Annotated in this window: 17 protein-coding genes; 8 read left to right on the top strand and 9 right to left on the bottom strand. The window is 40.7% G+C overall.

Annotated features, from left to right (window positions below; translation table 11 throughout):
• Nucleotides 1-43: 43 nt before the first annotated feature.
• The 5 genes from CXF93_RS01705 to CXF93_RS01685 all read right to left on the bottom strand — a co-directional run bounded on the left by CXF93_RS01705 (nucleotide 44) and on the right by CXF93_RS01685 (nucleotide 4,420).
• Nucleotides 44-466, bottom strand: a complete 423-nt coding sequence (locus tag CXF93_RS01705) for a VOC family protein (protein WP_101060577.1) — start codon at nucleotides 464-466, stop codon at nucleotides 44-46.
• Between the two features lie 42 nt (nucleotides 467-508).
• Entirely contained in the window at nucleotides 509-2,002 is a 1,494-nt protein-coding gene (locus CXF93_RS01700) for a carboxypeptidase M32 (RefSeq protein ID WP_101060576.1), read from the bottom strand.
• Nucleotides 2,003-2,039: 37 nt separating this feature from the next.
• Complete coding sequence (locus CXF93_RS01695; RefSeq protein ID WP_101060575.1) at nucleotides 2,040-2,864, bottom strand: SDR family oxidoreductase; 825 nt, start codon at nucleotides 2,862-2,864, stop codon at nucleotides 2,040-2,042.
• Nucleotides 2,865-3,042: 178 nt separating this feature from the next.
• Nucleotides 3,043-4,020 carry a DUF2333 family protein gene (locus CXF93_RS01690; protein ID WP_101060574.1) on the bottom strand — a complete coding sequence of 326 codons (978 nt, stop codon included), beginning with the start codon at nucleotides 4,018-4,020 and terminating at the stop codon, nucleotides 3,043-3,045.
• A gap of 124 nt (nucleotides 4,021-4,144) precedes the next feature.
• The gene (locus tag CXF93_RS01685) at nucleotides 4,145-4,420 is read right to left on the bottom strand and encodes a hypothetical protein (protein ID WP_101060573.1); all 276 of its coding nucleotides are present in this window, start codon (nucleotides 4,418-4,420) and stop codon (nucleotides 4,145-4,147) included.
• Nucleotides 4,421-4,653: 233 nt separating this feature from the next.
• Between CXF93_RS01685 and CXF93_RS01680 the strand changes: the two genes are divergently transcribed.
• The 5 genes from CXF93_RS01680 (at nucleotide 4,654) to CXF93_RS01660 (ending at nucleotide 9,319) form a co-directional block, all read left to right on the top strand.
• Nucleotides 4,654-5,433, top strand: coding sequence for a DeoR/GlpR family transcriptional regulator (locus CXF93_RS01680; protein ID WP_101060572.1), 780 nt, complete (start codon nucleotides 4,654-4,656; stop codon nucleotides 5,431-5,433).
• Nucleotides 5,434-5,486: 53 nt separating this feature from the next.
• A complete protein-coding gene (locus CXF93_RS01675; RefSeq protein WP_101060571.1) occupies nucleotides 5,487-6,251 on the top strand; it encodes a ParA family protein in 765 nt (254 codons plus the stop codon).
• Nucleotides 6,252-6,371: 120 nt separating this feature from the next.
• A complete protein-coding gene (hemF, locus tag CXF93_RS01670; protein ID WP_101060570.1) occupies nucleotides 6,372-7,274 on the top strand; it encodes an oxygen-dependent coproporphyrinogen oxidase in 903 nt (300 codons plus the stop codon).
• 111 nt (nucleotides 7,275-7,385) lie between these two features.
• The gene (locus CXF93_RS01665; protein WP_101060706.1) at nucleotides 7,386-9,053 is read left to right on the top strand and encodes a mechanosensitive ion channel family protein; all 1,668 of its coding nucleotides are present in this window, start codon (nucleotides 7,386-7,388) and stop codon (nucleotides 9,051-9,053) included.
• A gap of 107 nt (nucleotides 9,054-9,160) precedes the next feature.
• Entirely contained in the window at nucleotides 9,161-9,319 is a 159-nt protein-coding gene (locus CXF93_RS01660) for a YqaE/Pmp3 family membrane protein (RefSeq protein ID WP_101060569.1), read from the top strand.
• A 60-nt stretch (nucleotides 9,320-9,379) separates the two neighbouring features.
• Here the strand turns inward: CXF93_RS01660 and CXF93_RS01655 are convergent, their stop codons facing one another.
• A complete protein-coding gene (locus tag CXF93_RS01655) occupies nucleotides 9,380-9,961 on the bottom strand; it encodes a CoA pyrophosphatase (RefSeq protein WP_101060568.1) in 582 nt (193 codons plus the stop codon).
• Between the two features lie 92 nt (nucleotides 9,962-10,053).
• On the bottom strand, nucleotides 10,054-11,448 hold the full coding sequence (gene pabB / locus CXF93_RS01650) for an aminodeoxychorismate synthase component I (RefSeq protein ID WP_101060567.1): 1,395 nt from the start codon (nucleotides 11,446-11,448) through the stop codon (nucleotides 10,054-10,056).
• A 295-nt stretch (nucleotides 11,449-11,743) separates the two neighbouring features.
• On the opposite strand from pabB, the gene CXF93_RS01645 reads away from it, so the two are divergent.
• The 3 genes from CXF93_RS01645 (at nucleotide 11,744) to CXF93_RS01635 (ending at nucleotide 16,572) form a co-directional block, all read left to right on the top strand.
• The gene (locus CXF93_RS01645) at nucleotides 11,744-13,252 is read left to right on the top strand and encodes a fumarate hydratase (protein ID WP_101060566.1); all 1,509 of its coding nucleotides are present in this window, start codon (nucleotides 11,744-11,746) and stop codon (nucleotides 13,250-13,252) included.
• 318 nt (nucleotides 13,253-13,570) lie between these two features.
• Nucleotides 13,571-14,218 (top strand): TetR/AcrR family transcriptional regulator, encoded by a 648-nt coding sequence (locus CXF93_RS01640; protein ID WP_101060565.1) that lies wholly within the window; start codon nucleotides 13,571-13,573, stop codon nucleotides 14,216-14,218.
• Between the two features lie 65 nt (nucleotides 14,219-14,283).
• A complete protein-coding gene (locus tag CXF93_RS01635; protein WP_101060564.1) occupies nucleotides 14,284-16,572 on the top strand; it encodes an acyl-CoA dehydrogenase in 2,289 nt (762 codons plus the stop codon).
• A 157-nt stretch (nucleotides 16,573-16,729) separates the two neighbouring features.
• On the opposite strand, the gene pyk is transcribed toward CXF93_RS01635, so the two are convergent.
• Together pyk and CXF93_RS01625 are read right to left on the bottom strand one after the other, a co-directional pair.
• Nucleotides 16,730-18,166: a pyruvate kinase gene (pyk, locus tag CXF93_RS01630; RefSeq protein ID WP_101060563.1), complete on the bottom strand. Its 1,437-nt coding sequence runs from the start codon at nucleotides 18,164-18,166 to the stop codon at nucleotides 16,730-16,732.
• A gap of 179 nt (nucleotides 18,167-18,345) precedes the next feature.
• Nucleotides 18,346-19,194: a MurR/RpiR family transcriptional regulator gene (locus CXF93_RS01625; protein ID WP_017220288.1), complete on the bottom strand. Its 849-nt coding sequence runs from the start codon at nucleotides 19,192-19,194 to the stop codon at nucleotides 18,346-18,348.
• Nucleotides 19,195-19,433 lie beyond the last annotated feature (239 nt).

Below are 19,433 nucleotides of genomic sequence, written 5' to 3'. Positions count from 1 at the left end.
TTAAATTATAAACCTGTTGTTTTTATCTCGCTAGATTGAGTTGTTATACTGTTCTGGATGCCATTGGATGAGTCGAATTAAGTTGGAGTAAGTCCCACAGATTACCATACAGATCTTCAAATACGGCAACCGTACCATAATCTTGTTCTTGTGGTTCTCTAATGAATTTGATGCCATCAGATACCATGCGATTATAGTCTCGCCAAAAGTCATCAGTACTTAAAAACAGAAATACACGACCGCCGGATTGATTGCCGACGAAATCATGTTGTTCAGGCTTAGATGCACGAGCTAATAATAAAGTGACGCCATTAGAACCGGGTGGTGAAACAACTACCCAGCGTTTATCTTGCTCTGCTTGATAAGTATCTTCAATGAGTTCAAATTTTAGCTTGTTGACATAAAAATCAATTGCTTCATCATAATCTTTAACAACAATGGCAACGTGTATTATTGATTGTTTCAATCTGGTATTCCTTCGTATTCAGTCGATAATTTTAACTTAATCTTACTTCAAGTAGCGGCTTTCTAAATGACGTCTAAAGTGCGTAGGGTTTAGAGTTTCGCCCGTTGCTTGCTTCACTAAGTCATTAGTACTTAACAAGGACGCATTTTGCCAAATGTTGGTTTTAAGCCAAGTGAAGATAGGGGATAAATCGCCGCTAGTAATGATTGCCGAAACATCCATTTCTTGCTTAATCGTGGTCATGAATTGCGCAGCATACATAGCGCCTAGTGTATAAGACGGGAAGTAACCAAAGCTACCATCAGTCCAATGCACGTCTTGCATACAACCATTACGGTAATTACCTTTGGTATCCACACCTAAGTACTGCTGCATTTTAAGCGCCCATAACTCAGGGATATCATCTACTTCGATATCGCCATTCATTAATGCTTGTTCAATTTCATAACGTAGCATGACGTGCGCAGGGTAAGTCACTTCATCGGCATCAACACGGATGAAGTCAGGCTTTACGCGGGTATAACACTGGCTTAAGTTTAATGGGCTATAAATAGCGCTATCTATGCCGCCAAATGCTTGTTTAATTTCTGGCGTTAGCAAAGTTAAAAACTCTTCACTACGACCTAATTGCATTTCAAATAACAGACTTTGGCTTTCATGAATACCCATTGAACGCGCTTGGCCCACAGGTAAGTGGTTCAATGCTGTTGGTAAGCCTTGTTCATAACGCGCGTGACCTGTTTCATGGACTACGCCCATTAGACTTTGGGTAAAATCATCTTCTTCATAACGCGTGGTAATACGCACATCTGAAGCTACACCACCGCAGAATGGGTGCGCTGAAACGTCAAGACGACCGTGGTCAAAATCAAAACCTAAGGTCTGCATGGTTTTTAATCCCAGTTGTTGTTGTGCGGCAATCGGGAAGTGACCTGTTGGCATGATGACATTGTCTGATTTTTGTTTTTCTTGTGCAACTAGCGTTAGTTCTGGTAACCATGACTTAACGTCATCAAAGATCGGATCAAGCTGTGCGCTGGTCATGCCTGGTTCGTACAAATCCATCAAGGCGTCATAGTTGCTGCAGTTGTTGGCTTGTGCGCGAATGCTTGCTTCTTCACGTGACAGCTCAACCACTGTTTTTAAGTTTTTCGCAAAACTAGCCCAGTCGTTTTCTTTACGTTGGGTACGCCAAGCGTGTTCACATTTAGAACCAGCTAACGATTGAGCTGAAACTAACGCTTCAGGTACTATGTTAGCTTGCTGCCAGCTGCGATCTATTTCCGCCAAGCTCGCCTGTTGTTCTGTCGATAATTGGTCTGATTGCGCTTGTTTAATTAAATCGGCAAGTTGTGGTGCAGTGCTTTGCTGGTGGATCATGACAGCAAGTTCAGCCATCGCTTCAGAGCGTGCTTCGTTACCGCCAGCAGGCATCATTGCTGCTTGGTCCCAGCCACAAATAGAAGACAAATGGCTTAGATTATGGATCTTTTTAAAATGCTTAGAGAGCTGTTCATAGGCTGATTTTGTTGTCATGTTCATTCCAAAGTTGGATAAGAGGAAAGGGAGAATGCTAACCAGATTTGGCTAAAATGTTGTCTAATACTCTAAACGGTAAAACACGCTTTAACAAGGCAAATAAATAGGTTGGGAAGGTCACGTAATAACGCACCTTAGGTCGGTTACTTTCAATCGCATGAATCAGCGCTTTGGTGACGGCTTCAGGCCCTAAAGTAAATTTATTGCTGACGTCTTTTTTACCCAAGCGACTAATTTGTTGTTGATAATCTTTATTGTGCACGCTGTTCTCAATATCAATGTGTTCTTGAAAGGCTGCTAATGCATTAGCTCTGAACTGGCTAACAATCGGTCCCGGTTCAATTAATGAGACCTTGATTGGCGAGTCTCTTAGCTCTAAGCGTAGCGTGTCTGTTAAGCCTTCGATTGCGAATTTGCTGGCGTTATAGGCGCCGCGATACTTCATTGCCACCAAGCCTAATACTGAACTGTTTTGGATGATGCGACCATGACCATTAGCGCGCATTAATGGAATTATTTGTGTCGTCAGTTCGTGCCAGCCAAATACATTAGCTTCAAATTGTTCACGCAATGCATCCGTCGGTAAGTCCTCGACCGCACCGGGTTGGCCATAAGCACCGTTATTAAACAGTACATCAATCTTACCCTCTGTGAGCTTAACGATATGGGTAACGGCTGCAGTGATAGATTCTGTCGAGCTTAAGTCTAGCTGCACACTTTCAAAACCTTGGGCAATTAACGCTGCTACGTCTGCTGGTTTTCTTGCTGTAGCAAAAATACGATAACCCGCGGCTTTAAGTGTGGTTGCAGCGTGATAGCCTATCCCTGTTGAAGCCCCAGTGATGAGTACTGTTTGCATTTAAGAGTATCCTTTGCTGTTTCAAGCTTAATAAATCGCTGATAGTTTTGTTCGGCATTAGCTATTAATTATTAGCTATAAATAATAATGAAGTGTGGCATGAAATTCAGGCACAAAAAAGCCCGTGACTCGGTTTAAATAGAGTCACGGGCTTAAGCGTTACTTATGCTAACGAAGATTAACCTTGTTCTAGTAATCTACGTAGATCAATAACTGCCGCGTTCGCACGAGACAGATAGTTTGCCATTACCAGAGAGTGGTTAGCAAAAAAACCAAAACCAGCACCATTAAGAATCATCGGGCTGCCGACAGGCTGAAGTGATGCTTCTAATTCAAGGATGATTTGGTCAACACTTGCTAAGGCATTTTTTTTCTGTAATACGCCTTTAAAATCAATACGTGCTGCTTTTAGGTAGTGATATAGCGCCCAAGAAGAACCACGTGCTTCCCAGAATACATTATCGATTTCTAACCATGGGGTTTTAACGTTAGAGCCTGACTCTGTGAATGTTGATTGCTCAGCACCAAGATCACCGGATAAATCAGTGTTAATACGGTATTGACCAACAGACGCACTTAAACGCTGTGATAATGAACCAAGACGTTTCTCAACTTGTTTGAACCATTCTGCAAGGTTATCAGCACGGGCATAAAATTGTGCATTTTTTGATTGTGAATCGTTTAATTTATCTAGGTATGTTTGCAGTTCAGCAATGGTTTTTTTGTATTCAGAATTGGCATTGGTTGGGAATAAACGCGTGTGTTCAACATTTAACGAACCGTGTGCTTTTTGTAGGTCTTTATTTTCAGTTGACTGTGTTTGTGAACGACTTAAATCACGGCGTAACACTAACATAAGGTCACGAGACTGTTCTAATAAACCATATTCCCACGATGGCATGTTATCCATCAAGATTGCTGGTGGTAATACTGAATTACTCAGGTAACCGCCATTTTTTTCATCTAACGTTTGAATCGATTTAATTAGCGTTGCCGTCATGTAAGAACCAACCGCTATATCGGCATTATTTTTAGTCAGTTCTTCCGTAACTTGTGTTGGACTAAAATTGTCTGGTTCAACACTCCAATAAACTGAAATGGCATAAAAGATAATGCTGACAGTAGCAATACCCGCAATGATTTTAGATTTACTCATCTGGTCGTTCCCTCGAATAATACGTTAGGTTAGTAATATTTACTCTAGTGTAACTCGCTGAAATGTTTGCAACAAGCTTAATCACCATATTAAAAAAGGCTGGCTTAAGGCCACCTAAAATAGGTTATGATTTTTTAATTCTGACCACATGCATAATCTCTACCTTGAAGCCAGCAACGGTTTCGACCTCTGGGTAGTAAGTAAGATTAACACTTGCGCCGGTTAACGATTTATACGCTTTTTTACGTTTAAACTTAAACGGTACAGTGTGGCCTTTAATCATCACGGTATTGAGAAACCACTCGTTTTTCTCTCGCTGTACGTGAGAGATCACCTTTTGCAGTTCTGAATGGGTTAATCCTGGGTGTTTCTTGAGTAGTTTATCGGGATCTGAAGCCATTTTTTTTGTCTCGTCGTGTTGCTGTTATTTGCATATCGTCGTTACGAGCCATTATTAACGTGGTGATCGTAGCTTGATAATATTGATGAACTGGTATGAGTATATCTCAAAATAACGTTAAACTTTGTTTATTGACGCTATTTTTCAGGTTTACAGGTGTAAATATGATATAAACTAAGGGGTAATATTAACTCCCTTTCGATAATGATATTAGGGGAAACAGGGAGAAAGATGTGAGACAAAATACACGTCACCAAAAAATAATTTCGTTGGTTAAAGAAGAAGGGTTTGTCAGTACTGAAGTGTTGGTTGAACACTTTTCAGTAAGTCCGCAAACCATCCGCAGAGATTTAAATGAATTAGCTGAAAACAATTTAGTGCGTCGTCATCATGGTGGTGCATCACTATTAGAAAGCAGTGTTGTTAACGATTCATACGTTAACCGTAAGCAGAAAACAGCCAAAGAAAAAATGAAAATCGCACAGGCGATGGCTGAGTTAATTCCAGATGGTTCATCACTATTTATTGATATTGGTACCACGTCTGAAGCATTAGCGCGTGCATTACTTAATCATAACAATTTACGCGTTGTCACCAATAATCTCAATGTAGCCACTATTTTGATGCAAAAACCCGACTTCAGAGTCATTGTTGCTGGTGGTGAAGTACGTAATAAAGATGCTGGTGTGGTTGGCGAAGCGACCGTTGACTTTATTAAGCAGTTTAGAATGGATTTTGGCATCGTTACTATCAGTGGTTTGGATATGGATGGTTCATTACTTGATTTCGATTATCAAGAAGTGCGGGTAACACAAGCGATCATCGAGTGCTCACAAGAAGTGTTCTTACCGGTCGATCATACTAAATTTGGCCGTAATGCCATGGTCAATATTGGTAATATTAATCAGGTGAATAAATTGTTTACCGACATTGAGCCACCAGAAGAACTGGCTAAATTATTACAATTACACCAAGTTGAATCGATAGTCTGCGAAGCAAGTTCAGACAGCTAAAAATTATTATATAGAAAATAACAAATTAAATAATTAAGAGAAGGGAGTATCTCGTGATCCGTGTTGTGTTTAATCAAAAAGGTGGCGTAGGTAAATCTACGATCTGCAGTAATTTGGCAGCGATTGCTGCATCAGAAGGCAAGCGCACTTTGATTATCGACTTAGATAGTCAATGTAATACCAGTGCTTATTTATTAGGGAATGATTATAAAGTTGATTTCAGTGTTGCTGAGTTTTTTGAGCAGACCTTAAATATCATCATGAAAGGGCGACCTTATCATGATTTTATTACCCCCACTGCATTTCCTAATTTATCTATTATGCCTGCATCTGAATTATTGGGTGACTTGATTGTTAAATTAGAACAACGTCATAAAATCTATAAATTACGTGATGCGATGGTGAAATTAAAGCGTGATTATGATGAAGTGTATATAGATACGCCCCCAGCCTTTAATTTTTACAGTTTGTCAGCCTTGATTGCTGCAGATAGTTGTTTGATTCCTTTCGATTGTGATGATTTTTCCCGTCGTGGGTTATACAGTTTGTTAGCCAACATTGAAGAAACACGCCAAGATCACAATGATAAATTACGAGTCGAAGGGATTGTGGTGAATCAATATCAAGGGCAAGCCAGCTTACCTAAAAAACTGGTTGCAGAACTAAGGGCTGAAAATTTACCGATTTTAAATACCCTGATCCACAGTTCAGTGAAAGTAAAAGAATCACATAATATCTCCCAACCCTTGATCAATTGTGCGCCGAAGCATAAAGTGACGCAGCAATTTTGTGATCTGTACGCTGAGATCTCTGCATAATACTAAATTAAGTTATTTTTTGATCCCCATACTTTAATACTCAGTATGGGTTTTTTTATTCATAATCTTTTTAAATGACCGTGCGTATGCCGTGTCAATTAAGTTGTAAGTAAGGTAGTTATGACTGTCAATATCAATGATTTAGAATCATTTTTTCGTAATATACAAAAAACGATTATCACGGCTTTTCAAGCGGAAGAAACCAACGGCGAGTTTATCGCCGACAATTGGACTAGCCATTTAGGTCAGGGTACAAGTTGTGTATTACGTGATGGCAAAGTATATGAAAGTGCTGGTGTGAACTTTTCGATGGTGAGCGGTGATAAATTACCGGCTGCTGCATCGGCTAAGCGTCCACAGTTTACTGGTATGTCATACCAAGCTATGGGCGTATCTGTGGTTGTGCATCCGCGTAATCCACATGCACCAACAAGTCATGCCAACGTACGAATGTTCATGGTGACTGATAATGATGGTCAACAACATTGGTGGTTAGGTGGTGGGTTCGATTTAACGCCAATTCATTTATATGCCGATGATGCCTGTCATTTCCACACCGTAGCATGTGATGCTGTGACCCCATTTGGTGATGACTTGTATGCAAAATTCAAACAAGACGCAGATGATTACTTCTATATGCCACACCGTGAAGAATATCGTGGTATCGGCGGTATTATTTATGATGATCTGAATGAATGGGATATCGACAAAAGCTTAAGCTTTATTGAGTCTGTAGCTAAAGGGTATATCCAAGCTTATGCACCGATTGTCGCGAAACGTAAAAATCAGCCATATACTGAACAAGAACGTCAGTTCCAATTGTTCCGTCGTACCCGTTATGCCGAATTTAATTTGATTGTCGACCGTGGCACTATTTTTGGTTTGCAAAGTAAAGGCCGCACAAAATCAATTTTGATGTCGATGCCACCACTTGCTAGCTGGCACTATGATGATTTAGAACCACAGAACGAAGCGCAACAAGCGTTAGTCGATGTCGTCACACAACCACGAGCCTGGGTATAGTATTTAATTCAAACCACGCTTAATCGCGTGGTTTTTTAATGCCCTTCATTTTAGCAAATGATGATTGGTTTGCTATTCTTGTTAAATCCTAATGATAAAGTTGAAGTAATAATGAAAATTATAGTTTTATTATTGATGTTATTGGTGCCTAGCCTGTCTTTTGTACAAGCATCTTCGCCACAAGCTGTTTCACCACAACTAGCTACCCAACAAGTAACCTCACCACAAATAGAAAAGCTAAATAATCTCGATAATGACATCTCGGAGTTATATAACGAGTCAAAAAACATGACTGGTACAGCCAGAGATGTCGTTCGTTTACAATTATTAAATAAAAATGATGCTCTGCGAGAAATGATTCAAGATCTTATTGATGAGCGTACAGATGAGACTCACGGCATCTTGTTAAAGCAAGTTAATCAGCAGGTGGAGTTTATTGCAGACGCGTCAAAGTATCTGTTAAATAAGATCGCAATGACTGAAAAAGTGTTAGAACAAGAAACCAATGAAGGTAAATTATCAGCGCAAAAATCATTGGATGAATCTCGTCGTTTTTCAACGCGATTATTAGCCGATCAGTGGACCAACTATCAATGGTTAAAGTTACTCGATCAATCAGCACCAGCAAAAGAAAAAGCCTTAATTGGTGATATTGAGCGTCGACTTGGATTCATGTCTGCGTCTTTGACTTTTGATAATCAACAAGAAGCATTGTTGAGTAAGCAGCTTAAGTCGGCTACCGAAGGTGAGAAAACTGCAATACAGTTAGAGCATATTATTGCCCAACGTAAAGTAAATAACGATATCACTACGTTACAATTTTTAGTGACGCTTGCCGATAAAATGTCTTTAGACACGACGCAATATAAACAACAGCTGTTTGAAGCCACTGGTACATTGACTGATGAATTACTTAATGTGGATTTAATCTTGTCGATCGTGTCGACTTGGGGTGAGGGCGCTGGCGAGTGGTTAGCCAACAATGCACCGGAATTATTATTCAAGCTATTAATTTTTGTCGCGATTATTTTAGCGTTCCGTTGGTTGAAAAAACTAACCCGTAAAATGGTGAAAAGAGCGGTGTCGTCACCGAACTTGCAATTGTCGCGCTTGATACAAGATTTCTTTACTTCGATGTCGGGTAATGTTGTGTTTGCGGTTGGTTTGCTTATCGCATTGTCACAAGTGGGGGTTGATTTAACGCCAATCTTAACTGGTTTTGGTGTGGCAGGTTTAGTGATTGGTTTTGCATTGCAAGATACCTTGTCGAACTTTGCTTCGGGCATGATGCTGCTGATCTATCGTCCTTTTGATGAAGGTGATTTTGTTGAAGCGGGTGGTGTATCAGGTAAAGTGGCTCATATGAGTCTGGTGAATACCACGATCAAAACCTTTGATAACCAAGTTATTATCGTGCCGAACAGTAAAATATGGGGCGATATCATTAAAAATATCACCCATGAACGTGTACGCCGTGTGGATATGGTATTTGGTATTGGTTATAGCGATGATATCGCGCTAGCTGAAACGGTATTGGCTGATATTGTGCTGTCACATGCTTTGGTATTAAAGAACCCTGAAACAATGATCAAGCTGCATACGTTAAATACCTCTTCGGTTGATTTTATTGTTCGCCCTTGGGTGAAAACAGAAGATTATTGGGATGTGTACTGGGATATCACGCGTGAAGTGAAAATACGTTTTGATAAAGAAGGCTTGTCGATCCCATTCCCACAACAAGATGTGCATCTGCACATGGTAGATAAAGCCGCTGAATAAGAGTTGGATTTAATTACTGCCGTCGGTCTTAATTTGGACTGGCGGTAGTATCACTTCTATAATGAAATGACTTAATGTGATGATTAATTGCGGTTGGAGAAACTTAAATGAATAAAATAGTGTTAATAATTTTGGCTATATTGCTACCACCTGTCGCTGTATTTCTTAACAATGGCGCTGGTAAAGACTTGCTGATTAATATCCTACTTTGCTTCTTGTTTGTTATCCCTGGCATGCTGCATGCGCTTTGGTTAGTACTGAAATAGGTATTGTAGATATGCATTATTTATCACACCGATAGTACAGAGCATGCATTGGGTGTGTCATTAGGTCTGCGCTTCATGTGACCTAATATGTTTGGAAAAATCTTTAATAATTGCTGCCGTCGTTCCCCATATCGGATACTTACCCCAAGGCATAAACATCACTTCACGGTATTTACCTTTAAATAAACTTTTTTCAATAATATGATTATCATCATCAAGTAAAAAAGCTAAGGGTACCTCAAAAATTTCATCCACTTCGTTAGGATCAATTTTAGATTCATAATCATCATCGACTAAGGCAACGACGGGGGTGACATAATAACGGCTAACCGTTACTCTGCTCGGTAAGGTGCCTAATACGGTGATTTTATTGGCTGGAATACCAATTTCTTCGTGGGTTTCACGTAATGCCGTGGCAATCGCTGAGCTATCGGTTTTTTCTGTTTTTCCACCCGGCAAGGCAATTTGGCCACTGTGATGACGCAAATGTGACGCTCGGCGAGTGAGAATTAAATTGAGCTGTTGCTCGCGTTCAACAATCAGAAATAGAACGGCTGCGGGGGTAAATACCTTGGTTAATTTACTGATCGGCTCACGGCTTGGTGAGAGTACAAAGCGTGAAGTTAACGAATCTATATCCATATGCGTCCCTGCAACTTGTTATGTTGAACCAGTGTAATCTAGCTCATGCACTGATTTATGATGCTTATTAGCTAAAATACTGGATGACTAATTTAAAGTATAGGTAATATTTTACCTAATTTATCAAATGTTTCTTGATATTCCTCTTCGACGACAGAGTCGGCAACAATACCACCGCCAGCCCAACAGTATATTTCACCGCTATCACACAATAATGTGCGGATAGTAATACTGGTATCCATATGCCCATGTGCAGAAAGATAACCTATGCTACCGCAATAAAGTGAGCGGCGATGTGGTTCTAGTTCTTCAATTATTTGCATTGCACGCACCTTGGGTGCGCCGGTGATAGAGCCACCTGGGAAACAGGCTCGTAATAATTCACTCGCATTCTTATCCGCTGGTAGCTTACCAGTGATAGTGCTGACCAGATGATGGACTGCGGGAAAACTTTCGATATCAAACAGTTTCGGTACACTGACCGAACCCGGTACGGCAATTTTACCAATATCATTACGCAGTAAATCGACAATCATCACGTTTTCAGCACGGTCTTTTTCGGCAATTTGTAATGCTTGTGCGTTAGCTTGATCAATTTGCGGATCTTGGCTACGTGGGCGAGTGCCTTTAATTGGTTTGGTTTCAATATTGCCGTCTTTAACTTGAATAAAACGTTCCGGTGAAATAGACAATACTGCTTTATTTTCCAGGCGCATAAATGCCGAGAAGGGCGTTTTATTATGCTGACTTAAGGTGCAGTAAGCTTGCCATTCATCACCTTGGTATTGATTGTTAAAGCGCTGGGCTAAATTAATTTGATAACAATCACCAGAGTATAAATAGTCTTGTATCTGGGCAAATTTTTGATGGTATGTCTGCTCTGACATATTTGACTGCCAGCTGCTTTGTAGCTTGAATGCAGACGTGGAGGCTTGGTTTGGTAATACTTTACCCACGCCACTCTCAGCTAACCAATCATGACGCTGTTGCCAAGCGTGCTCGGCATTGTCACTAAATTGGATTTGCCATACTTGCTGACATTTAATATCCACCACAATCGCCCAATCGTATAAACCCACCGCCATATCAGGGAAGTGCAGGTCATTACTGGCCGTGTTGGCAATGGTTTCAATGTTACGGCCAAGGTCATAACCAAAATACCCCAGTGCGCCAGCGATGAAAGGTAATTCAATATCCAGTGTATGCGCCGCTACTTCGCCAATGAGTTGTTGATTAAGACGCTGCAACACGGAAAATGAATCTTCACTGGTGACGGTTTTACCACTGGCTTGCTCGATGGTGGTTTGCTTATCTTCTGTAATAATGGTTGCGATAGGGTCGGCAACAATAATGTGGAAACGGCTATCAATGTGATCTGCCGATCCTGACTCGAGTAAAATTGACCAAGGGGCATGACTTAGCGGGGCAAAAAATGCGTGAATGCCGTTGCTAGGAAAGGCAATAGGTTTTATTACAAGTGATTTCATTGGTACAGCATATCCCTAAATTTTGATGCGCGCAGATTATCACAAATAGGTCGATTAATCTTGAACGATATGCAGCCGAAAATCAAAACCGTGTTGCTATAAAGTTGTGCCGCTGTTGTTATTTAGTATCGGTTTCGCGTATTTTTAGTGGAGAGAAGCGATCAGCAAAGGTATGATAGAGGTAGATTTAGAACCACATATCTTATTGTTAACTAGGTTGAGACCGTTACCGCGTCTTAATCATGATAAATATAATAATCAGTTAACACAGTGAGTAAGCAAAAGGGAGTTGACCATGAGTACAGTTATCCGTAAAGCGGACTTTATCGACAGTATTGCAGATTCACTACAATACATTTCATATTACCATCCGCTTGATTTTATCCAAGCAATGGAAAAAGCCTACAACGCAGAACAAAGCCAAGCCGCTAAAGATGCGATTGCGCAAATTCTAATTAATTCTCGCATGTCTGCGGAAGGTAAACGTCCAATCTGCCAAGACACTGGTATCGTTACTTGTTTCGTTAAAATTGGCATGAACGTGCAGTGGGAAACCGATCAAACTGTACAAGAAATGGTTGATGAAGGTATTCGTCGTGCTTATAACTTTGCCGGAAATCCACTGCGCGCTTCAATTGTCGCGGATCCAGCTGGCGCCCGTAAAAATACCAAAGACAATACCCCAGGTGTTGTGCACGTCGAAATGGTACCTGGCGCGAAAGTAGAAGTGATGATCGCAGCGAAAGGCGGCGGCTCTGAAAACAAAAGTAAGATGGTGATGTTAAATCCGTCTGATGATGTTGCTGCTTGGGTTGAAAAAACCGTACCGACTATGGGTGCAGGTTGGTGTCCACCGGGTATGTTAGGTATAGGCATCGGCGGCACAGCTGAAAAAGCGGCAGTAATGGCAAAAGAGTCATTAATGGAAGCGGTTGATATTCATGAGCTGATGGAACGTGGCGCTGAAACTACCGATGAGAAAATGCGTTTAGACATTTTTGATCGTGTAAATAAACTGGGTATTGGCGCGCAAGGCTTAGGTGGTATGGCGACGGTATTGGATATTAAGATCAAATCTTGTCCAACCCACGCGGCATCAAAACCTGTGGTGATGATCCCGAACTGTGCAGCGACACGCCATACTCACTTTACGCTTGATGGTTCTGGTCCGGCAGAATTGCATGTACCAAAACTAGAAGATTGGCCAGAAGTGACGTGGGAAATTAGTGATAGTGTTCGCCGTGTTAATGTTGATGGTATCAAACCAGAATCTATCCTTGAATGGAAAACAGGCGAAACTGTTCTCTTGTCAGGTAAAATTCTAACCGGTCGTGATGCGGCACATAAACGCATTAAAGACATGTTAGATAGAGGGGAAGGTTTGCCAGAAGGCGTAGACTTTACTAACCGCTTTATCTATTACGTGGGTCCAGTCGATGCTGTGGGTGATGAAGTTGTAGGCCCTGCTGGTCCAACAACTGCAACACGTATGGATAAGTTTACCGATACTATGTTAGAACAGACGGGTTTATTAGGCATGATCGGTAAATCGGAACGTGGACCTGCAACAGTTGAAAGTATCAAGAAGCATAAGGCAGTGTATTTGATGGCTGTTGGTGGCGCTGCTTACCTAGTATCTAAAGCGATTAAGAAGTCACGCGTAGTTGCTTTTGCAGACTTAGGTATGGAAGCCATCTACGAATTTGATGTGGTTGATATGCCAATGACAGTTGCGGTTGATACCAACGGTGTCTCTGCGCATGTTGAAGGTCCAGCTATCTGGAAAATAAAACTGAATGAATAAAGCTAAATAAATAAAACATAGTGATTCGTTAGTGTTTTAAAAACTGTTTAAATATAAATAAAGCGGCAACTTAGGTTGGCGCTTTATTCATTTTTAACAGTGCTATATTTAAGGGAGTAGAAGATAAATATCGGCGCTCGTGTTTGTCTTTAACCCCTTATTTTAGCTACTTACTAATGGGTATTTAAATTTTATAGTCGTACAAAAATGCGAACTAGGGCAAGTTCAATACATTTGTTTCAAACATTTGTTTACATTGTGTTGACATTTAGTCCGTCAGAACGTAATTTTAAAACGTTCGTTTAAAAAGGGTTAATTATGGTTAGTAAGTTGGATACAAAAACTCGCATTCTAGATGCAGCCGAAAGCTTGTTCGCAGAACACGGGTTTTCAGATACTTCTTTACGCTTGATAACTACACGAGCAAGTGTGAATTTGGCATCAGTTAATTATCATTTTGGTTCTAAGAAAGAATTGATTCAGGCGGTTATTGCCCGACATCTCGAACTCTTCATGCCCCTACTGAATGAGAAGTTAACAGCCTTATGCACACAAGCTGAAAAGCCATCGTTATTAGATGTGTTTAACAGTTTTGTTGATCCGCTATTAGCATTAGAGCAACAAAGTAAAAATGGTACCGTGATTTTTATGCAACTGCTTGGTCGAAGCTATACCGATGAGCAAGGGCATTTACGTTGGTACACAACAACGCATTACGGTGAAGTCTTAGCCAACATAACTAAGGCTTTATTGAAAGCGAACCCAACGTTGTCATCGCAAGAACTATTCTGGCGATTACATTTCACCTTGGGTACGGCAGTATTTACCATGGGCTCAAGTGGCGCATTAATGGATATTGCTAAAGCAGACTTTAATCAAGATATTGATGTCGAGGGACTAATTCGTAAAGTGATCCCTTATTTGGCATCGGGAATGAATACCTCAACTGAAACTACAAGCATGTAGATGCAATTCAGCCATTTTGATGTTGTGAGTACAACATCAAAATGGTGAAACAAAAGGAAATCGTTATGAGCGCAATGAGTGAATTTAGAAAAAATAATATCACAGCACCATTATTTAAAGTGTTTAAGAAGATCTTGCCACCGCTTTCGCAAACAGAGCAGGAAGCAATGGAATCTGGTAGTGTTTGGTGGGATGGTGATTTATTCGCAGGTAACCCTGATTGGAATAAAATGCTTAGCTACCCAACACCGAAGTTAAGTAAAGCTGAACAAAGCTTCATTGATAACGAACTTAAAACATTAATGGCAATGCTGGATGATTATAAAATTGTTCATGAAGACCGTGATTTACCAAAACCAGTTTGGGATTTCATTAAATCAAATGGTTTCTTTGCGCTTATCATTCCTACAGAATACGGCGGTAAAGCATTCTCGGCTTACGCTAACTCAACAATTGTAACCACGATTGCAACGCGTAGCTTATCTACAGCGGTAACAGTCATGGTGCCTAACTCATTGGGTCCTGGCGAGTTACTTGCACATTACGGTACACAAGCAGAGAAAGATCGTTGGTTACCAGGTCTAGCAAACGGTACTGAAGTACCATGTTTCGCACTGACAGGTCCTGAAGCGGGCTCTGATGCTGGTGGTATTCCAGACATGGGTCGCGTTGTTAAAGAACAATTCGAAGGTAAAGAAACACTGGGCATCCGCGTATCGTGGAGCAAGCGTTATATTACTCTAGCACCAGTTGCCACTGTACTTGGTCTGGCATTTAAACTTCAAGATCCGGATGGCTTAATTGGTGATACTGTTGATATCGGTATTACGTGTGCGTTAATTCCAACTTCACACGAAGGTGTTGAACTGGGTGACCGTCATTTCCCAATGGGTCTGGCATTCATGAACGGTACTACTTATGGTGATGATGTATTCATTCCACTAGAGTGGGTTATCGGTGGGCCTTCAATGGTCGGTAAAGGCTGGCGTATGCTGGTTGAGTGTCTATCTGCTGGCCGTGGTATTTCTTTACCTGCACTTGGTACAGCATGTGGTCACCTAGCTGCACGTATGACGGGTGCTTACTCATTCGTGCGTAAACAGTTCGGTCTATCAATTGGTAAATTTGAAGGTGTTCAAGAGTCTCTAGCACGTATCGGTGGTTTAACTTACCAACTTGAAGCTGCACGTAAATTCACTACAGGTGCCCTAGACTTAGGTCAAAGCCCTGCGATTGTAACGGCGATTTCTAAATATCACATGACTGAAATGGCACGTACAGTTATTGATGATGCGCTTGATATTCAAGCTGGTAGTGGTATCCAATGTGGTCCTAAAAACTACCTTGCACACGCTTATTGGGGTATCCCAGTTGCAATTACGGTTGAGGGGGCAAACATCCTTACACGTAACCTAATGATCTTTGGTCAAGGTGCAACACGTTGTCATCCATACGTACTGGGTGAGTTACAAGCAGCAGCAAATCCAAATGAGAAAGAAGGCCTAGCGCAATTTGATGAGTTGTTATTTAAACACATCGGCTTTGGAACTAAAAATTTCTTTGGTGCATTAGGTCAAGGCCTAACTGGTGGTGTATTAAACTCTGCACCAGTATCTGGTCCAACGAAGAAATACTACAAGCAACTGACGCGTATGAGTAAAGCATTAGCATTATGTGCTGACGTTTCTATGCTAGTACTTGGTGGTGACTTGAAACGTCGTGAGATGATTTCTGCACGTTTAGGTGATGTACTAAGTAACTTGTATCTTGCATCTGCAACGTTGAAACATTTTGAAGAGCAAGGTCGTCAAGCTGAAGATTTACCTATGTTATCTTGGGCTATCGAACGTAACTTGTTTGAAATTGGTAAAGCATTTACTGGTTTCTTCCAAAACTTCGGTAACAAAGGCATCGCCGGTACATTGAAAGCGGTGGTATTCCCATTCGGCATCAACTATAAAATGCCTGCGGATGATATTTCAAAAGAAATTTGTGAAGTATTGCTTAAACCAAGTGAAGCGCGTGACCGTCTAACGCACCTTTGTTATGTTGGTGATGAGAATGATGCCAACACAGCTATCTACGATATGGAATCTGCATTCCAAGCTATGTACAAAGTACAGCCAATCGAGAAGAAAATTGCGATTGCTGCATCTAAAGGTACATTGCCACGTAAGCTAGCGGCTAAAGTGGCTGCGCCACTTGCTGTTGAGAAAGGTATTATTACCCAAGTTGAAGCGGATGAACTACTTGCTGCTGATGCATTACGTTTTGCTGCGATTAACGTTGACTCATTCACAGCAGAAGAGTTCGCGGGTATTTCGACAGTAACAAAAAACGATAAAGTTGCTTAATTTAACGATTAACAACACGTTAAAAATCTAGCTTACGGGTTAGATTTTTAATAAAGAATAAAAAACCGAGGCTATTTATAATAACCTCGGTTTTTTTATGCCTGTTCATTTTCTACAAGTTAACTAAATTAAATCGCTAACTTGTAGATAAATAGACTTATTTTACCGTTAGAATCTTGCTGGTATTGGTTGAACCAACGGTATCCATTTTATCGCCTAGCGTTAGCAAGATGATGTCACCGGCTTTAACTTGACCAGTCTCTTTAAGTACAGCGTAAGTACCTTCAACGATTTGCTCTTGTGATAACCCTTCAGTATTAAACTGTAATGGTGTTACACCACGGTATAATGCAGTTGCGTTTAGGGTCTTCTGATGTGGAGATAGTGAGAAGATAGGTAAGCCTGAACTGATGCGAGACATCAATAGTGGTGTGGTACCTGATTCACTCAATGCCACAATCGCTTTTACGCCTGTTAAATGATTGGCTGCATACATAGTCGACATTGCAATTGTTTCTTCAATTGAATCGAATGTGTAATCAATACGGTGGTTCGATACATTGACGCTTGGGTGCGTTTCTGCGCCTAAACATACTTCAGCCATAGCTTTAACCGTCTCTACTGGGAAGTCACCCGCAGCAGTCTCTGCAGACAGCATTACAGCATCTGTACCATCAAGTACCGCATTTGCCACGTCCATTACTTCGGCACGGGTTGGCATTGGGCTGGTGATCATTGATTCCATCATTTGTGTTGCAGTGATCACTACACGGTTATATTTACGTGATAAGTTGATCAATGATTTTTGTACACCAACCAATGCTGCATCACCAATTTCAACCCCTAAGTCACCACGAGCAACCATGATTGCATCAGAGGCTAAGATGATTTCTTTCATTGTTTCTTTTGTTGCAACTGTTTCTGCACGTTCTACTTTGGCACAGATTTTTGCATTTGAACCTGCAGCACGCACTAGTTCACGCGCATAATTGATATCGCTGCCGTTACGTGGGAAAGAGACCGCAACAAAATCAACGTCAATTTTAGCCGCTGTAATAATGTCGGCTTTGTCTTTATCAGTAAGCGCCTCAGCAGATAACCCGCCGCCTTGCTTATTGATGCCTTTATTATTTGATAATGGGCCTGCCACTGTTACTTCAGTGTGGATCTGCTGACCGTTAATTTCGATTACTTTTAATTGTACGCGACCATCGTCAAGTAGCAGCACATCACCAGCGAATACATCACTTGCTAGCTCTGGGTAGTCAATGCTCACACATGTTTGATTGCCAGCTGTTTTATCGAATGTTGCATCTAGGCAAAATTTATCACCGAGGTTTAATTGGATCTTACCGTCTGTAAATTTAGATACGCGGATTTTAGGACCTTGTAAGTCACCTAAAATTGCTACGTGTTTATTGTGTTTTTTAGCGATAGCACGTACGTCTTCGGCACGTTTAATATGGTCTTCGGCATTGCCGTGAGAAAAATTCATACGTACCATATTGGCACCAGCAAGAATAATTTTTTCTAGGTTATTATCACGATCTGTTGCTGGACCTAAAGTGGTTACAATTTTAGTACGACGTAACATAATGACTCCATATGAATTATGAGATGATTGATTGTATAGTATGTAATTTAAATACTGTCGACAAAGGGGTTTAAAGGGTATTAGTATGCAAACACTTGATGACCGCTTTGTGACAACAATAAATAAAAGTAGTGATAGCGGGATACAAAAATGGCCACATATCAGCGGCCATTATTAGATTAATCTATTTTATTAAAGCGCGAATCTTTAATCGCTGACTTCACTTTTTTCAAGTTCTCACGGAATTTCTCTCCGCGGCGTAATGTGAAACCAGTCGCAAGTACATCGACCAGTACTAATTGCGCGACACGTGATGCCATTGGCATGTACACGTCAGTATCTTCGAGTACATCCAGTGAGATAACTAAATTCGAATATTCTGCTAACGGAGAGTCTTGAGCCGTGATACCGATAACGATAGCATCATTTTCTCGTGCTAGTTTAGCCACGTCTACCATACTCTTAGTACGGCCTGTGTGTGAGAACAATACCACCACTGAATCTTCAGTGCTGTTTATCACGCTCATGCGCTGCATCATAATGTCATCAAAACAAATAACCGGTACGTTAAAGCGGAAAAATTTATTTTCAGCGTCACGGGCAACGGATGCGGAAGCACCTAAACCAAAGAACGAAATTTGTTTTGATTGAATCAGCAGATCAACGGCTTTATTAATGACTTCTGGATCCAAGCTATTTTTTGCTGAATCTAAGTGAGCGATTGTCGTTTCAAAGATCTTTTGTGTATACACTTCTGGACCGTCGTTGGCCTCTACGTTTCTGTTTACGTATGGGGTACCGTTAGCTAAGCTTTGTGCGAGATGCAATTTAAAATCAGGGTAACCTTTGGTATCTAAACGACGGCAAAAACGGTTTACTGTCGGTTCACTTACATCAGCCACTTTGGCAAGCGTTGCAATACTTGAATGAATTGCAGATTGCGGAGATTCTAGAATAACATCAGCAACCTTTTTTTCAGATTTACTGAATATTTCTAAATTTTGGATAATTTTTTCGAGCATACTCATGATATTTTCCTGGCAAGCTCCGCAGTGGGCGCATGATGAAAGTGATTAAGATAAATGCGAATCTATAGCGGCATTATAAACCTTACTGGATATTTATTACGTCAATTATGTAAAAAATATGAACTAAGTCGAACTATTATTACATTTTTTACTTATTTTTAGCATCGTTTAAGCGATTTTTGTGACTTTATTACAGTTAAAGACGCTTGACTAGCATAAACATAATGCGATTGCTGATT

It is taken from the genome of Moritella sp. Urea-trap-13 (assembly GCF_002836355.1).
Lineage (GTDB): Bacteria > Pseudomonadota > Gammaproteobacteria > Enterobacterales > Moritellaceae > Moritella.
This window is presented reverse-complemented; position numbering and strand designations above follow the sequence as displayed.

Coding starts and splice junctions, on each gene's coding strand:
- CXF93_RS01700 (WP_101060576.1), bottom strand. CDS start 2,002: ATGACAACAAAATCAGCCTATGAACAGCTCTCTAAGCATTTTAAAAAG.
- CXF93_RS01695 (WP_101060575.1), bottom strand. CDS start 2,864: ATGCAAACAGTACTCATCACTGGGGCTTCAACAGGGATAGGCTATCAC.
- CXF93_RS01690 (WP_101060574.1), bottom strand. CDS start 4,020: ATGAGTAAATCTAAAATCATTGCGGGTATTGCTACTGTCAGCATTATC.
- CXF93_RS01685 (WP_101060573.1), bottom strand. CDS start 4,420: ATGGCTTCAGATCCCGATAAACTACTCAAGAAACACCCAGGATTAACC.
- hemF (WP_101060570.1), top strand. CDS start 6,372: ATGACTGTCAATATCAATGATTTAGAATCATTTTTTCGTAATATACAA.
- CXF93_RS01665 (WP_101060706.1), top strand. CDS start 7,386: ATGAAAATTATAGTTTTATTATTGATGTTATTGGTGCCTAGCCTGTCT.
- CXF93_RS01660 (WP_101060569.1), top strand. CDS start 9,161: ATGAATAAAATAGTGTTAATAATTTTGGCTATATTGCTACCACCTGTC.
- CXF93_RS01655 (WP_101060568.1), bottom strand. CDS start 9,961: ATGGATATAGATTCGTTAACTTCACGCTTTGTACTCTCACCAAGCCGT.
- pabB (WP_101060567.1), bottom strand. CDS start 11,448: ATGAAATCACTTGTAATAAAACCTATTGCCTTTCCTAGCAACGGCATT.
- CXF93_RS01645 (WP_101060566.1), top strand. CDS start 11,744: ATGAGTACAGTTATCCGTAAAGCGGACTTTATCGACAGTATTGCAGAT.
- CXF93_RS01640 (WP_101060565.1), top strand. CDS start 13,571: ATGGTTAGTAAGTTGGATACAAAAACTCGCATTCTAGATGCAGCCGAA.
- CXF93_RS01635 (WP_101060564.1), top strand. CDS start 14,284: ATGAGCGCAATGAGTGAATTTAGAAAAAATAATATCACAGCACCATTA.
- pyk (WP_101060563.1), bottom strand. CDS start 18,166: ATGTTACGTCGTACTAAAATTGTAACCACTTTAGGTCCAGCAACAGAT.
- CXF93_RS01625 (WP_017220288.1), bottom strand. CDS start 19,194: ATGAGTATGCTCGAAAAAATTATCCAAAATTTAGAAATATTCAGTAAA.